General features: G+C 63.1%; 9 protein-coding genes and 1 pseudogene. All 10 read right to left on the bottom strand.

Annotated features, from left to right (window positions below; all coding sequences use genetic code 11):
• The coding region (locus tag AC11W3_RS19285) for a GAF domain-containing sensor histidine kinase (protein WP_484093575.1) at window positions 1-2,091 on the bottom strand (2,091 nt) is incomplete at its 3' end.
• A gap of 225 nt (window positions 2,092-2,316) precedes the next feature.
• Complete coding sequence (locus AC11W3_RS19280; protein ID WP_484093574.1) at window positions 2,317-3,372, bottom strand: PAS domain-containing sensor histidine kinase; 1,056 nt, start codon at window positions 3,370-3,372, stop codon at window positions 2,317-2,319.
• 73 nt (window positions 3,373-3,445) lie between these two features.
• Window positions 3,446-4,981: a response regulator gene (locus tag AC11W3_RS19275; protein WP_484093573.1), complete on the bottom strand. Its 1,536-nt coding sequence runs from the start codon at window positions 4,979-4,981 to the stop codon at window positions 3,446-3,448.
• On the bottom strand, window positions 4,971-7,238 hold the full coding sequence (locus AC11W3_RS19270) for a sensor histidine kinase (RefSeq protein WP_484088857.1): 2,268 nt from the start codon (window positions 7,236-7,238) through the stop codon (window positions 4,971-4,973). The genes AC11W3_RS19275 and AC11W3_RS19270 overlap by 11 nt, the downstream gene beginning before the upstream one ends.
• Before the next feature lie 99 nt (window positions 7,239-7,337).
• Window positions 7,338-8,345: an NAD(P)H-dependent glycerol-3-phosphate dehydrogenase gene (locus tag AC11W3_RS19265; protein ID WP_484088858.1), complete on the bottom strand. Its 1,008-nt coding sequence runs from the start codon at window positions 8,343-8,345 to the stop codon at window positions 7,338-7,340.
• A gap of 139 nt (window positions 8,346-8,484) precedes the next feature.
• The gene (locus tag AC11W3_RS19260) at window positions 8,485-10,005 is read right to left on the bottom strand and encodes a HEAT repeat domain-containing protein (protein ID WP_484088859.1); all 1,521 of its coding nucleotides are present in this window, start codon (window positions 10,003-10,005) and stop codon (window positions 8,485-8,487) included.
• 172 nt (window positions 10,006-10,177) lie between these two features.
• Window positions 10,178-12,676 (bottom strand): DNA gyrase subunit A, encoded by a 2,499-nt coding sequence (gene gyrA, locus AC11W3_RS19255; RefSeq protein WP_484093572.1) that lies wholly within the window; start codon window positions 12,674-12,676, stop codon window positions 10,178-10,180.
• Between the two features lie 153 nt (window positions 12,677-12,829).
• The gene (locus AC11W3_RS19250) at window positions 12,830-15,181 is read right to left on the bottom strand and encodes an ATP-binding protein (RefSeq protein ID WP_484093571.1); all 2,352 of its coding nucleotides are present in this window, start codon (window positions 15,179-15,181) and stop codon (window positions 12,830-12,832) included.
• A gap of 23 nt (window positions 15,182-15,204) precedes the next feature.
• Window positions 15,205-16,077: an ABC transporter substrate-binding protein gene (locus AC11W3_RS19245; protein ID WP_484093570.1), complete on the bottom strand. Its 873-nt coding sequence runs from the start codon at window positions 16,075-16,077 to the stop codon at window positions 15,205-15,207.
• A pseudogene (locus tag AC11W3_RS19240) lies at window positions 16,074-16,715 on the bottom strand (TonB-dependent receptor plug domain-containing protein); the annotation flags it as partial. The pseudogene AC11W3_RS19240 and the gene AC11W3_RS19245, both read right to left, overlap by 4 nt.

Genomic DNA, 16,715 nt, shown 5'->3' with positions numbered 1-16,715 from the left:
TTCGACCCAGACGGCTCCTTCGTGGACCTCCATGATGCCCTTCACGATCGATAACCCCAGCCCCGATCCCTTGGACATGAAGGCGGTGTCGCCGGAGGTGTGATGCTCTATGTCCCCTACCCCATAGAACTTTTCGAAGATCCTCACCCGCTCGTCTACCGGTATTCCTATCCCCGTGTCCTTCACCTGCAACAGGTAGTATAGCCTGCCCGCTGCCAGGCCGTTGGGGAAGTTGTGATAGAACGGCCGCACTGCCGGGGCCAGCGCCTTCAGCTGCGGCCGCTTCAGCTGCCGCCCGGTGATGGATATCCCGCCGCCGTCAGGCGTAAATTTTATCGCATTCTCCAGGAGGTTTTTGATAGCCATCAGTGCGAACCCCTCGTCGACCGGAACGGAGGTCTCGTCCCCTCCCACCTCGACGGTGATGCTGCGCTCGGAAAGCGGCAACATGAAAAGGTCGTGGGCCTCCCGGCAAAGCCGGATCAGGTTGACCGGCTTCTTCTGCGGGAGCGTCCCCTGGGTCTCGATCCGGGAAATGGAAAGGAGATCCTCAACCAGATTCCTCAGCTGGGCCGCCCCCTCGTACACGGAACTCAATATGTTCTGCTGCACCGGATTGGTTTCCAGACCCGAATATTTGAGGAGGAATTCGACTCCTCCCAGTATCGAGGTGATCGGGGTCTTCAGTTCGTGGGAGGCAATGCCGATGAAGTTGTTCTTCGCGGTGTTGAGGCGACCGAGCTCGATGTTGGCCCGCTTTACCTGCTGCAGGTTGGCTTTCAGCTCTTCCTTGCTGCGGAAGAGTTCCTCAGCCTTCTCCTTCATCTGGTCGTAGAGGTTGTAGTTCTCGATCAGCACTGCCAGCTGGCCCGCGATCGAGGATAGCAGAAAGACCTCGCGCTCATTATACCCTCGCTCCGAGCGGCTCCCGACGGTCATCACCCCCATGACCTCCTGCCCGATCTTCAGCGGAACCGAGCACCAGGACTGAATCCCCATCCTGGCAGCCGCTTTCCTGGCCTTGGCGGTGAGGCTTTCGGCGTCCCTATCTCCCATAAAGGGACGGCCGGAAAGGGCCAACGAGCACCACTCGCTCTCCTCGGGAGGGGAAGCCATCTCCTTCTCGAAAGAGGGGGTGAGGCCGAGAGAGGCCCTCAGCTTCAGCCTTCCATGCTCGAAGAGATGGATGAAGGAGAATTCCATCTGCAGCATGTTATGGAGCTGGAAGAGGAGGTCCCCCATGACCTTCTCCAGCCCATGGGTGTACTGCAGACGGAAGGCCACGGCGTACAGGGTCAGGAGCTCGCGATCGCTGGTCCTCTTCTCCTCCTCGGCTTCGCGGCGCTTGGTGATGTCCTTGATGATGAAGACCAACCCGCTGCGGTCCTTATTGAAACGCATCGGATAGCTCGCCACGTTGAACCACCCTTTGAGGTTGGGAAAGCGGATGTCCTCGTCCATCTCGCTCTGCATGCCGTGCACGAAACGGAAGACCTTTCCCTCGGGCTCGCCGTCACCAAAGAAGATCTCGTCTATCCTCCTGCCGATCACGGCGCCGTAGCCGCCGAAGTAATCGCTGACCCTGCCGTTGCAGCGCTCGATCGTGCCGTCGACATCGGTGATGAAGATCAGATCGGAGACCGCATCGAAGACGGCCTCCCATTCGGCCTTGCCCCGCGACACCGCCTCCTGGGTACGACGGTGGGTTCTCCGCTCCGCGGCCTCGCGCAACTCCCTTTCGACCACGGCGGCAAGGCGGGCCAGCTTCCCCTTCATGAGGTAGTCGTGAGCCCCCGACTTCATGGCGGCGACCGCGAGGTCCTCGCCTATCTTTCCTGAAACGATGATGAAGGGGATATCCTGCCCCGTTTCATGGAGCAGCTGGAGGGCGCCGGGGGCGTCGAAGGAGGGCATGTTATAGTCGGAGAGGATGACGTCCCACTGCTCGGAGTGGAGCGCTTCGCGCATGTCAGTGGCCGTCTCCACCCTCCGGTGGATCGGTTGGTAGCCGCCGGCCGCCAGCTCGCGAAGAAGGAGCAGGCTGTCTTCCTCGGAATCTTCTACCACCAGGACTTTGAGCTCTTTCGGCATGGGCTACCCCATCAATCAAAGACGGTTAACAGGGATGGACAGGATGAAGGGGATAAGAGGCTGAAAGACTAGGGCAATCCCCCCGGCCCCCCTTTGTCAAGGGGGGAGAGTCAGGCGTTAGACAAGGAGAGGAGAGGGCGGGGACGATCGATTGCAGTGGTCCGGTTTCCATCCCCTGCATCATGTTCATCCCTTTGAAATGCCTTTCGCTTTCCGCTTCCAGGTCTAGATGGTGAAGTAGAAGGTGGCTCCCTCGCCGGGGACGCTTTCGGCCCAGATGCGGCCGCCGTGCCTCGCCACTATCCGCTGGGCGATGGCCAGCCCCACTCCGCTTCCTTCGAACTCGTCGGCCCGGTGCAGCCTGTGGAAGATGGAGAAGAGCTTCTCCGCATACTCCATGTCGAAGCCGGCCCCGTTGTCCCGGACCCAATAGACCTTCTCCCCGTCCGCCTCCCGGACCCCGAACTCTATCACCGCCCCGGAGGTCTTCGAGGTGAACTTCCAGGCGTTGCCGATCAGGATCTCCAGCAGCTGCCGGGCCAGCTTCGGATCCGCCACGGCGCTGACCCCTTCCTCGACCCTGTACTCCACCTGCCGTTGCGGGTTCCGGTGCCTCAATTCCAGCAGGATCACCTGCGCCGTCACGCTCAGGTTGACGTTCTGCCGGTCGAGCTCGGTCCTGGCCACCCGCGCCAGCAGCCCCATGGCATCCAGCAGCTGCGCCATCTTCCCCGCCGCCTGGCTGATCCGCGACAGGTACTCATGGGCCTGGTGATCGAGCGTCTCGCTGTAGTCGTCGAGGACCGCACGGCTGAAACCGTCGATGTGCCTAAGTGGTGCCCTGAGATCATGGGAGACGGAGTAACAGAAAGTCTCCAGCTCCCGCTGGGCGGCCCGCAACTGGGCGTCCCGCTCGGACACCAGCCGCTCCAGCTCGGCCTCCCGCCCGCACCCTGTTCCCTTCTCGCGGACCAGCACCAGGTGAGCATCCTCTCCCTCGAACGCCACCGGCTGCAAGGTCAGCTCCACATCCAGCCGGGAGCCGTCCTTTTTCCGGTGGGTCACCCCGGTGACCACGCCAGCCGGAGCGCTGTCGCTGTCGTCGGCGGCCAGCTGCCGCAGGGAGCGGTCCAGGAACTCCTCCTTGCCGTAGCCATAGAGCCGCAAGGCGGCCCGGTTCACTGCCAGGAACCTCCCGGTCCCACTGTGAGCTACCCACATCGGCTGCGGGTTGGCCTCGAAGAGCTCGCGATAGCCTCCCCCTCTTTGACTGTGTGCCACTTTCGCCCCCCTGTTACCGGTTTGGACTAAAACAGTTACGGCACCACCTTGCTGCGGGATCGCTTCAGTTACCTCAGTCCCCTTCTTCTTCCGGGAGGGCGGGGAGGAGGACGGTAAAGGTACTTCCCGCTCCCAGCTTGCTCTCGGCCCAGATGTATCCGCCGTGTGCGTCTATCGCCTTCCTGCAGAAGGCCAATCCGAGCCCGGTCCCCCGGGTTTTCCCCAGCCGCCTGTTCCTGGCCTGGACGAATCGGTCGAAGATGGTGGCCAGCGACTCCTGGGGGATCCCCACCCCGGTATCGCGCACCCGCATCTTGACGAAGGGTCCTTCCTGCGGGAGTTCGCGCACCGGATAGCTTTGCGCCGGGATCTGCTTTTTTTCCTCGGCGAGGTCCCGGACCAGGGCGAGCGACACCTCGATCTCCCCTCCTTCGGGGGTGAACTTCACCGCGTTGGAGAGGAGGTTCCCCAGGACCCGGTTGAAGGTCGTGCGGTCCAGCGACACCCAGGGGAGGTCCTGCTGCAGCGAGGTGTAGAGCCTGATCCCGCCGCGCCTGGCAACGGTCTGGAGTTTCGAGACGCTGCGGGCGATCAGCGAGGCCAGGTCCTCCTCCCGGAAATAGAGCCGCATCTTGCCGGCCTCGAACTTGTGGATGCCGAGGAGGGTGTCGATCATCTCCACCATCTCCTCGCAGCTCTCCACCGCGGCATTGAGGTACTCGCACTGCTCCTCGTTGACCGGGCCAAGCTTTGCCTCCCGGACCAGGTCGATGGAGCCCACCACCGCGGTGATCGGGGACTTGAGGTCGTGGGAGAGCATGCTGACGAAGTCTTCCTTCTCCTGCTCCAGCTTCTTCAGCGTCGAGATGTCACGGATGATCTCGACGCTGCCGACCAGTTCTCCCGCGCTGTTGACAAGGGGCGCGGCGCTGGAAAGTACCGGTATGTCCTCGGTCCCCGCCAGCATGGTATAGGCCACGTCCAGCGAGGGCTCTCCGGTGCGCAGCACGGTCCGGCTCGGGAGCTCGCCACCTGCCACCTCGGCCTTCAGCACGTCCTCGAGGATCATCCCTTCCAGTCTGCACCCTCCGGCGCAGAGGACCTTGGAGGCCTGCCTGCTGGCGGTGATGATGCGCCCCCCGGTGTCGACCGCCAGCAGCAGGTCGGCCATCCCCTGCAGCACCGCCTCCATCTTGCGCCGCTCCTCGTCCAACTGGCGGGAGAGGCGGGCGTTCTCCTTGCGGGTCCTGTCCTGCTCGATGGCACGCTTGACCTTCTGCAGCATGTCCTCGGTCTCGAAGGGCTTGGATATGTAGTCGAGCGCCCCCTTCTTCATGGCGTCGACGGCGATGTCCTCGCTGCCGTGGGCGGTCATCATCACCACCGGGGTCTTTTCTCCCCCGATCCTGCCGAGGACCTCCAGCCCGTCCATGCGGGGCATCTTGATGTCGAGGAGGATGAGGGAGAACTCCTCGCGGCCGAGGATCTCCAGGGCCTCGACCCCGTCCCGGGCCCGCACCGTCCGGTAACCGGAATCCTCCAGGGTCAGCTTCAGGATGAGAGCTATATCGGGCTCGTCATCCACAATCAGAATCTTGTCATTTTCCATCTCTCTCCCCCATGACAGGTACGGTGAAGCTGAAGGTATTGCCACACTCCTTGGCTGCGGTATAGAAGATCCGCCCGTGGTGGCGATCGATAATCTCCTTGCAGATGGCGAGGCCCAAACCTGTCCCCCCCGCCTTGCCGTGCTCCGGTCCTTCTATCTGCTGGAACTTCTTGAAAAGCTTGTCGCGATCCGCGCTGCTGATGACCCTGCCGCGGTCGGCCACCGAGACCACCACGTAGTTCCCTTCCTGTTCCGCGCTGACCATGACCACCTTCCCCTCCGGTGAGAACTTTACCGCATTGGAGAGAAGATTGGTGATCACCTGGATCAGACGGTCGCTGTCGCCGTAGACCTGCGGCAGGTGCTGCCCCACGCTGTTGACGATGGTGATCTCCCGCCCCATGGCGTAGGACTTGATCTCCTCGACGGCATAGACGGCCACCTCGCCTATGGAGACCGGTTTGAACTTGAACCCCATCCCCCCCGACTCGATCCCGGAGATGTCCAGGATGTCCCCGATCAGCCTGATCAGCCGCTGGGTATTGCGGAAGCAGACGGTCAAAAGCTGCCGCTCGGTGTCGGTCAGCCACTTCCCCCGGTTCAGGAGGAGCTGCAGCGATCCCTTCATGGAGGTGAGCGGCGTCTTCAACTCGTGCGACACCGTCGAGATGAACTCGGTCTTCATCCGGTCCACCTGCTCCTCCATGGTCACGTCCCTCATGGAAAGGACGATCCCGGCGAACTCGCCGGTCTCATCCTTGAGGGAGGAGAGATAGACCTTGAACCTCTTGCCGTGGACGCTGAAGTCTTCCTTGGCGCCGGCCGCCAGCCCCGGCTGCCCCAGATCGCGGATGCGGTCGATCAGAGCCGTGAATCCCGCCATCTCGCAGACCCGCTCCATCGGCTGCCCGATGACCCGGTGCGGGACCAGTTCGAACATCTGCTGGGCGGCGGGGTTGAAGAGGACCACGCTGTTGTCGCGGTCGCTGACCACCACCCCTTCGGCCATGCTGGTCAGCACCGCCTCCAGCCTTCCCATCTCCATGGTCAGGGCCGAGGTCCGCTCGGCGACCTTCTTCTCCAGCTGCTCGTTCAGCTCCTGCAGGTCCTCGGTCTTGCGGGTGATGATCCGGTCCCGCTCCTTCAGGGCCCCCGCCATGGTGTTGAAGGAGGAGGCAAGGATTCCTACCTCGTCGTCGTGGTTTTCCTCCACCCGCTGGTTGAGGTCCCCCTCCTCGATCCTGCGGGCGCTGGCGGCAAGCTGGCGCAAGGGCCCGGTGAGCTTTCTGGAAGCGAGGAAAGCCATGGCGAAGGAGCAGAAGATGCCGAGGAAGGCCGAGGCGATGATGTTGTCGAGGTTCTCGCGCCTGATCTTCTTGAACCTTTCGGTGGAGACCGCCACCGACAGCGATCCGACGAATTCCCCCCTGCTGTTCATGAGGGGGTCGATCACGGTCTCGTACATCGCGGAGTCTATCTCGGCCTGGCCTCGATATACCTCACCCCTCGCCAGTGTGTCCAGCACCCGGGAGGAGAGGTGGTAGGAGCCGGCAAGGGTTTCGGCGCGGCTGCTGGCAATCCTGACGTCGTGCTGGGTGATGGTGAGCTCCACGTCGCTGCCGAAGACGTCCTTCAACTGGCTCGGCAGGTTCGGGTGCTGGTTCATGATATCGGCGGTCAGCATGCACCCCAGCACCTCGCCGTCGGGCCCGATCACCGGGATCACCACCATGACCACCAGGGCTTCGCCGTCACCGCCCTTGGAGCAGTATTTGGAGAAGCCGCACTGGCAGAGGAACTTCCCGGAGACGATCTCGGTCGAAGTGATCACCCTCTTGCCGGCGATGGCCTGTTCCACCACCTCGGGCACGTCGACTGCTTCCCCGGTGGCGGGGCCGTTCAGGCGGGCCAGCAGCTTCTTGTCCCTGTCCAGCATGACCATCAGGTCAAGGAAGGGAAGGACGCGATGCCAACGCTCCAGCCTCACGGCCAACTTCTCCTGGTTCCTGTCGCGAAAGCACGCCTGGACGTTGTGGGAGACCGCTGACTGCATGAGCGAGTACTTGACCACTTCCGCCCGGTCGAAGTACTGGCTGCGAGCGAATTTAAGGTTTGCTTCGAGGTTTCTCTCCACCTCCATGCGCAGGGAGCCGCTTAGGGTGTTCATGGTGGAGTAGAGGAGGGTTGAATAGGAGACGAGCAGGATGGCGAGAATGGACAGGAGCAGTTTGGTTTTTATGCCAAAGCGAGGTTGCATCGCTATCCCTTGTGAAGACAGATCGAGAGTGAGATCAAGAACGACGCGCCCCTGAAGATCCGGGTCGGACTTCCCGATCTCAATCCTGATCCGGTTTTTCTAGGCCCCTTCGGCCTTGGGGTTCCGGCTCATGAGCTCGAGCACAGCTTCGCGGGCCGGTTTCCCCTCGTACAGCATCTGGTACATCTTCTCGATAATGGGCATCTCGACCTTGAGCTTGCGGGCGAGGTTGTAGGCCGACTCGGTGGTCTTCACCCCTTCGGCCACCATCCGCATCTCGCCCAGGATCTCGGAGAGCTCCCTCCCCTGCCCTATCTGGATGCCGACGCTGCGGTTCCTGGAGAGATCGCCGGTGCAGGTCAGGACTAGGTCGCCCATGCCGGCGAGGCCGGCGAAGGTGGAGGCCTGTGCGCCCATGGCGATCCCGAGGCGGGTCATTTCGGCGAGCCCGCGGGTGATGAGGGCGGCGCGGGTGTTGCTCCCGAAGCCCAGGCCGTCGGAAATCCCGGCTGCTATGGCGATGACGTTCTTGATGGCGCCGCCAAGCTCAACCCCGACCACGTCGGAATTGCGGTAGACCCGGAAATAGCCGGTGGTGAAGGCTTGCTGCACCCGCCGGGCCACCTCCTCCGACTCGGCCGCCGCGGCAACCGCGGTCGGCATCTCCTGGGCCACCTCGCGCGCGAAGCTCGGCCCGGAGAGGGCGGCGAAGCTGGCGTAAAGCTCGGCCGGCAGGATGTCGCGGTAGATCTCGGAGACGGTGGCCAGGGTATCGACCTCGATCCCCTTGGAGGCGCTGACGAAGATGGCGTCGCGGGGGATGAAGCCTACCGCGTTACCGATGACCCTCCGGACGAGCTGCGACGGGACCACGCAAAGGACCATGGTGCACCCGGCGAAGGCTTCCTGCAGATCATTGGTGAAGCGCAGATTGTCGCTCAGGCGGATCCCCGGCAGGAAGAGGGAATTTTCCCTCGACTCCCGCATCTCCTGCACGAGCTCCGGCTCGTAGGCCCACAGTGTTACCTCATGTCCCTTCTTGGCCAGCAGATCGGCAAGAGTGGTTCCCCAGCTACCGGCGCCTATGACAGCTACTTTTTCGTGCATGATTCCCTTTACTTTCCCTATGTATCTCTGTCCCCCGCTGCGCACCCCCCTTGAAAAAGGGTGGCCGGGCGGATTTAGCAAAATCGTCAATGCCCCCCTTTGACAGGGGGGAGGAAAGCGTCATCTCCGGATGCCGGATCTATACCTTCTCCGCCGCGGGCATCAGGGCCTCGTCCTCCCTGGCCATGGCCTCTCCGGCGATCTCGATGCTCTCCAGGGCGAAGGTCCGCAGGAAGGGATGCAGGTGGTGCGGCAGCGGGTTGTTCTCCCCCAGGCTGTCGGCAAGGGCCACCAGTTTTGCCACGAAGGCGCCGTCCCTGCCGCAGCGGCGCAGGAGGTCGGCGCTCTTCAGGAGCCTCTCCCGGATGAGATCCACCTCCGGCGAGATCAGCTCCTTGCAGAAGCGCTCCAGCACCTGATCCTTGCGTTCGGAGCCGCGGTACTCCCCGGCGTACTCCTGAACCCGCTCCCCGGCCATGAACCAGCCGGCGAAGAAGGTATCGCTGAAGATCTCCTTGCAGATGTCCTCGCCTTCCTGGTAGCTCAGGCGCTTTAGCGGGTGGTCTTCGAAGGCCGGGAGATACGGCCTGGGATGGAGGTCATGCCCGGCGAACATCCCGCGTCTCATGTAGAAGTCGGCGGGAAGGTAGCAGAGGTCGCGGCTCCAGAAGAGGGCATCGCGCAGCAGTTCCAGGATATACTCAGGAGTCACCCGGTGCAGGTCATCCTGCACGCTGAAGCCCTCCAGTTCGGTCTGGAAACCCTCCTCGTCAAGCTCGCCGGCTCCCCAGGCCGCCAGCAGTCCGCGCCGTTCGTGAACCTGCATGTAGAGGACCGCGAGCTTCCCTTCGTCGACCCATCTCGAAATAAGGAGCGAGCGGTAGCCGTCGCCATCGGGCGGCGTTGCATACCCGGCGTGGAAAGGGAGGGTGACCGGCGGAGGCGGGGTCCTGACCCCGAGAAAGGAAAGGCGGCGCAGGCTGCGCTGAGCCTGGGTGAAGAACTCGGGATCTCCATCTTCCATGAAGCGCGCCAGCACCCCGGCGGCCACCTGATGCCGTACCCTCCCCAGCGCTTCGAGGGAAGCCTGCACGATGCAGCGGTCCTCATGCCAGAGGATTGCCTCCAGCATGCGGGCGGCGAGCGGATCGCCCGAGTCGGGAAGTTTCCCGATCACCACTCTCTGCACGTCCTGCGGGTAGGAAAGAAAGTCATCGAGGAAGGTGACGATACCCTCTTCACCCATCCGGATGGCGCCATGCATGGCATGGCAGAGGGGGTTGCCGACAGCGCTGAGTTCGCCCTTGAAAGGGGGGGCATGCACGTCCACGCCGTACCCCTCGAGGGCGATGAGGAGGGCGGCCTTGCCGTCTTCGCCCAGGTCGCGGCGCTTGATGGCGATCTGGATCAGCTGGTCGAGCCAGCTTTCGGTATCGAAGAAGTCGAGTATGTAGGCGTATTTGGTGATGAGCTCGCCGGAGTCCTCCCGCCAGAGCTCGCGCAGCAACGGGCGCAGGGCGCGACTCCCGGTCCGGCGGAAGGTCTGCCCTATCTCTTCCATTTCCTGAAGCGCGATCCCCTTCTCCTTGAGCTTTTCCAGAAGCTCGAGGATACCGCGGCGCTCCATCAGGGAGTTGTCGATATTCGTGCTCTGCCGCATTACCGCCCTTTACAACAGCATATCATTAAAGGTTTCGACACGAGGTTCCAATACTTGAGCTCGCCTTTCATAAAAAGCGGGGGCGGCAGGTAAGGCCTTAAATTCACTCTCTTTCACGGGAGGAAAAACCAATCCCCCCCGGCCCCCTTGACAAGGGGGGAGGCGGCAAACCTTATTCCTCGACCGGCTCGTCGACTCCCGCTAATTCATCTTCCTCGACGTCGGTCTCCTCTGCCTCTTCCTTCTCGGCCAGGCGGGCGACGGCGACGATGCGCTCCCCCTCCTCCATGACCATCAGCCTCACCCCCTGGGTGTTGCGGCCGATGATGCCGAAGCCGGAGACGGAGACGCGCAGGATCTTGCCCTGGTCGGTGATCAGCATCAGGTCGTTCTCGTCGTTGACCTGCTTGATGTCGACCACGCAGCCGTTACGCTCGGTGGTCTTGATGGTGATCACCCCCTTGCCGCCGCGCGACTGGCAACGGTATTCGCCGATCTCGGTGCGCTTGCCGTAGCCGTGCTCGGTGACGGTGAAGAGGGTCGAGCCGGTGAAGTGCTCGTTCAGGATCTCCATGCCGATCACCACGTCGTCATCCTCGAGGGTGATGCCGCGCACGCCGCGGGAGACGCGGCCCACGGTGCGGACCTCCTCCTCTTTGAAGCGGATCGACTTGCCATGCTGGGAGCCCAGGAGCACGTCCTGGCGCCCGTCGGTGAGGGCCACCGAGATGAGCTTGTCTCCTTCGTCAAGGTTCAAGGCGATGATGCCGCCCAGTCTCGGGTGCGAGTACTCCATCAGGTTGGTCTTCTTGACCACGCCCTGGCGGGTCGCCATCATGATGAACTTGTCGTCCACGAACTCCTTCACGGGGAGGATGGTGGTGATCTTCTCGCCGCTGGCCAGGTTCAAGAGGTTCACTATGGCCTTCCCGCGCGCGGCGCGGCCCGCTTCGGGGATCTCGTAGACCTTCAGCCAGTAGACCTTGCCGGCGTCGGTGAAGAACATCAGGTAGTCCTTGGTGGAGGCGATGAAGAGTTGCTCCACGAAATCCTCTTCCTTGGTCTTCATCCCGGTCTTGCCCTTGCCGCCGCGGCGCTGGGCGCGGTAGAGGGTGACGGCGTTACGCTTGATGTAGCCGGTGTGGGAGATGGTGACCACCATGTCTTCCTCGACAATGGTGTCCTCCAGGGAGATGTCGGCGGTCTGGCCGACGATCTCGCTTCTCCTTTCGTCGCCGAACTTCTCTTTCAGCTCGAGGAGCTCGCCGGTGATGATCTTGAGGATCTCGTGCTCCGAGGCCAGGATCTCCTTCAACCTGGCGATGTACTTCAGGATCTCCCTCAGTTCCTCCAGGATCTTGTCCCGCTCCAGCCCGGTCAGGCGGTGCAGCCTCATGTCCAGGATGGCCTGGGCCTGCAGGTCGGAGAGCCCGAAGCGCGACATGAGCCCTTCCTTGGCTTGGGCCGGCGAGGCGCTGGCCTTGATGAGGGCTATGACCTCGTCGAGGTTGTCCAGGGCGATCTTGAGACCTTCCAGGATGTGGGCACGGGCCTCGGCTTTCTTGAGGTCGAAGATGGTCCGGCGGGTAACGACTTCCTTCCTGTGGTCGATGAAGAAGTCGATGGTCTCCCTGAGGCTCAGGATGCGCGGCCGGTTGTTGACGATGGCCAGCATGATGATGCCGAAGGAGGACTGCATCTGGGTCTGCTTGTACAGGTGGTTCAGGATGATGGTCGGGTTCTCATCCCTCTTGAGCTCGATCACGATGCGCATGCCTTCACGGTCGCTCTCGTCCCGAAGATCGGAGATCCCCTCGAGCTTCTTCTCCTTGACCAGCTCGGCGATCTTCTCTATCAGCCTTGCCTTGTTGACCTGGTACGGGATTTCCGTGACCACGATCGACTGGCGCTCGGTCTTCTTCTGGGTCTCCACCACCGCCTTGGCGCGCATCTGGATGATGCCGCGGCCGGTGCGGTAGGCGGACATGATCCCTTCGCGGCCGTAGATGAAACCGGCGGTCGGGAAATCGGGGCCGGGGATAAGTTCCACCAGCTCCTCGAAGGTGAGGTGCGGATTCTCGATGATGGCGACGATCCCGTCGATGACCTCGGAGAGGTTGTGGGGAGGGATGTTGGTCGCCATGCCGACCGCGATGCCCGAGGATCCGTTGACCAGCAGGTTGGGGAACTTGGAAGGGAGGACCAGCGGCTCCTTCAGGGAGTCGTCGTAGTTCGGCCCGTACTCCACGGTCTCCTTCTCGAGGTCCGCCAGCAGCTCATGAGCCAGCTGCTTCATCCTGATTTCCGTATAACGCATTGCAGCCGGCCGGTCACCGTCGATGGAGCCGAAGTTCCCCTGGCCGTCGACCAGCGGGTAACGGAGCGAGAAGTCCTGGGCCATCCTGACGAGGGTATCGTAGACCGCGGTGTCGCCGTGTGGGTGGTACTTACCGATGACGTCACCGACCACGCGGGCCGACTTCTTGTACGGTTTGTTCCAGTCGTTGCTCATGTCGTACATGGCGAAGAGGCAGCGCCGATGTACCGGCTTCAGTCCGTCGCGCACGTCGGGAAGCGCGCGGCCGACGATGACCGACATGGCGTAGTCCATGTACGACCGCTTCATCTCGTCTTCAATGTTTACCGATACCTTGTTCAATTGATTAAGCATAGAACCTCTTTCCCAGGTCGAAGCAGCTGCGGGAGATTTGCAGACTGGACAAAATAACACATTTGGGCCGCCTTGAAAACTTCTTTCTCAAGCATTTCGGGGGCTTGTTTGAGGGGCTTCCCCCCCCGTCCCGCGGAGGGGGCGGGGTCAGGGTCAGGGTCGGTGCAGAAGGCCCAATTCCTGGTTCAGTTCTTCCGCCCGGTAAGGCTTCGCCACCGCGCCGCAGAAACCGTATTTTCGGTACTCCGCCATGACCGGGTCGACGGAATAACCGCTGCAAACCAGCAGGTTAGCGTGCGGGTCATCGGCCAGGATCTCCCTGGCCGCCTCCACCCCGCCGATCCCGCCGGGGACGGAGAGATCGAGAATGGCCGCCAGGAAGGGGGTGCCGGCCTGGCGGTTGGCCCGGTAAAGGGTGACCGCTTCCCCGCCATCGGCGCAGGTCACCGCCCGGTATCCCAGAAAGCCCAGCATCTCCCCGGAAAGCTCCCGTATCGCCGCATCGTCATCCATGACCAGCACCGAAGCGTCGGCCGGACGCCGTGCCGAGGGGGCCGCCGCCTCGCCGGCAAAGAGAGGGGGCTCCTTCGTCGAGGGGAGACAGATGGTGAAGGTGGCCCCCTTCCCGACCTCGGAAGCTACCGAGACGTGCCCGCCATGCCGGTAGATGATGGAGTGGACCGAAGCCAGGCCGAGTCCGGTGGTCTCCTTGGTGCTGAAGTAGGGGTCGAAAATTCTGGGAAGGTCGGACTCGGCGATGCCGTGACCCTGGTCGGTGACCGATAGACTGACGTAGCTTACCTGGTCGAGATGACCGGGATCCAGGCAGCAGGCCGTGTCGGCTTCGGCGCGGATGGTGATGATCCCGCCCCCGGGCATGGCCTGCATCGCGTTTATCACGATATTGCTGAAGGCCTGCACCATCTGCCCTTCATCGGCCCTGATGGGCGGGAGCGACGCCGGCATCTCCACGTTGCAGCGCACGTTGCTGGCGTTGAAGGTCAGCGCCACCACCTCGTCGACCAGCTTGCGGAGGGAGACGCTCCTCTTCACCGGGGCCCCGCCGCTGGCGAAGGTCAGCAACTGCCTGGCCATCTCGGCGGCCCGCAGCGAGGCCTTCTCCGCCAGTTGCAGGTAATGGCGGGCCTCGTCGGATACCGGAAGCCGGCAGCGGGTCAGGGAGATGAAACCGAGCACGCTGGTAAGCGCGTTGTTGAAGTTGTGGGCTATGCCGCCGGCCAGGACCCCCAGGGACTCCAGCTTCTGGACCTTGTTCAGCTGTTCCTGCATCATTTCGCGCTCGGTGAGATCGATCATCACCACCAGGGCGCGCTCCCCCTGGACCTGGTTGGAGACGAGGACGTGCCGGACGTTCCCGGCCTTGCAGGTCACCCGGGCATCGTAGGGCTTCGGGTCGAGCGATGCCGGCTCCCTCCCCGTGGCCAGGGCTTCGCGCTGGCTCTCCATTTTGGCCCCGCGGTAGCCGGGATCGGGGAAGGCCAGGGTGAACCAGGCGTCGAGGGTGGGGATCTCCTCCCTGCCGTAGCCGAAGCATTCCACCATGAAGTGGTTGACGTACTCGACCGTGCCATCCTGACGGGTCAGCAAGACCCCGACCGGCATGATGTCCATCAGCGCCCTCAGGGTCTCCTCGCTTTTTCGTGCCGTCCGTTCCGCCTGGACGCGCTCTACGTTTTCCTTGGCCAGCGAGCGGTTGGCGGCCGCCACTTCCTCCCTGGCCCGCACCTCTGTCTCGATCGAGCTCCGCAGCTCCCTGGTAAGGCTCCGGTTCTCCTCGTCTCGCCTTTGCAGCGTTTCGGCCAGGGCATTGATGGCCAGGGCCACCCTGCCGGGCTCATCTGCGCAGACCACCGCGATGCGGGAGGCGTAATCCCCATCCTTCATGGCCTGGACCCCACGGACCAGGGCCTCGAAGGAGCGGGTCGTTCTCCTCAGCACCAGGTAACTCAGGCCCGAGACCGCGAGCCAGAAGAGGAGGGCGAGAAAGCAGGAAACGCCGACGTGCCGGTAGAGGTCCTGCCTGAGGTCGTCCGTCCCCCGCTCGATACGGACGGTGCCGATCGGGTGCCCCCGGTGGTTTTCGCCGTCGGCCACTCCAGGCACCGCCGCCGGGAGTGTCGAGACCTCCACCGTGGCGCCGATCGTCTCACCCGATGGCACGGCCTTTTGCGGGCGGAAATCGGCCAGCACCCTGCCGTCGGCGGCCTTGACGACCACCCTGCTGATTTCGGGGACGCCGCCCGCCTTGGCCGCGAGCTCACCTACCAGCTCGGGATCTTCCGCGTAGAGTGGAAGCCGGACGGAGTCGGCCAGCTGGCGAGCCCGCAGCAGGACCTCGTTTCCCGCCTGCCGGCGGGTTTCGCTGACCTTGTCGAAGATGTAGACCGAGATGAAGACACAGGAGGTGAAGAGGCTCAGTATGGTGAAGATGGAGAACAGCTTGCGCTGGAAGCTGGCAGCCATGACGGACGGTCGCTTGCTCACTGTAACGATACCTCCCGGGATTGCTACTTTTTCGATGCACCCATCAGCTCGGCGGGGTATTTCAGTCGCCTGGCCACCGCATCATTGACCCTGATGGAGACCTTGCGGGGATGAGACACGGCCAGCTCCGCGGGCTGTGCACCTCCCAGGAGCTGCTGGGCCAGTTCGCCCGCCTGCTTCCCCAACTCGACACGGTCAGCCTCCACGGCCAGCATGGCGCCCAGCTTAAGGTGGGCGGCCGTGAAGGAGACAGCCGGTATCGACTCGCTCTGGGCGAAGAGGAAATAGCCTTCCTGCGTCCGGCTGGTCACCGCGGTGGCGTCAGGAAGGAGCCAGAGGGCATCGACCCGCCCCCTCAGGGAGCGGAGCTGCCCAAGTACCTGGCGGGGATCTGTCACCTCACGGAGCACCAGCTCCAGGCCGTACTGCTTCGCCACCGTGCGGGCCCATCTTACATACCAGCCGGTGCGGGCCGGATCGTAAATGGCGCCGATACGCCTGGCCTTTATCTTTTTGAAGAGCGAAAGGTACTGCTCGGGTTTGACGAAGAGGGCGACGCCAGCTACATTGCCACGCTCGGCGTCCTGATCGGGGAGCCCCAGCGCCATCAGGGAGAGCACCGGAGTCTTGCGTATCCTGCGCACCGAGGCGAGGGCGCCGTCCCCGACCGCCACCACCAGGCGCGGCCGCTCCTCCCGGATCACTCTCGCCAGCTCGGGATCGGCATAATCGGAAAGGACCAGGGTGCGGGTCGCGGAGCTGCAGGTGCTGCGGAAACCCTTGAGGGCCTCTTCGTAGAGCGTGCTGCGCACACCCTGCACCACGAGCACCTCGCCTGCCGCCGCGGCATGGGGGAGGATCAGGAGGGCAAGTATGCAGAGAAGCGCCCTTTTCAAAACCGCCACCTCGCTCCGCCTTCATACCAGGAAGTGGCGGTCGCATCCATGATGGAGCTGGTCGTTTGTATGGCGTCGAAGAGGTTATGGGCCGTGAAGAAGAGCTCGGGGGAAAGTGCCCTCTTGGGGCAGGGCTTCCAGCTCAGGTTAAGGTCCCAGACGACCCCCTTGGCGCGTGCCTGATCTTCGCCGGCGGAGTTCCACACCACGCCGGACCCGGTGATCAGGCCGCGGATCCCGAGATCGGCGTTGTCGTAACGAAGGGCGAGCTTGTAGACCTGGGGCGGCACGGACTGCTGGCTGTTGGTGTGCAGCTCTTTCCCCGTTTCCGCGTTCACGGCGTGAAGGTAGGTGTATCCCCCCTGGAGGGAGAGGCCGAAGAGGGGAGTGGTGCGGGCTTCCAGCTCGAAGCCGTGACGCTTCTGGTCGGTTGCGGTTACCGTTCCGACGGATCCGACGGATTCGGCGTTGCGCAGCTCGTTGAAGAAGTAGGTCGCCTTGAGCCAGAGGAGGGGAACGGCTCCCGTTTCTATCCCCACCTGCCCAGTATTCACCTTCTGGGTCCCGGTATCGTAAGCCAGCATCGGCAGGGAGAATCCGCGGGCGGCATAGGCGCGCAGGGTCGTCTCCCGGGCGAG

The sequence above is a fragment of the Geomonas sp. genome (assembly GCF_056994735.1).
The sequence above is the reverse complement of the archived record's forward strand: the minus strand, read 5'-3'. Positions and strand labels throughout refer to the sequence as shown.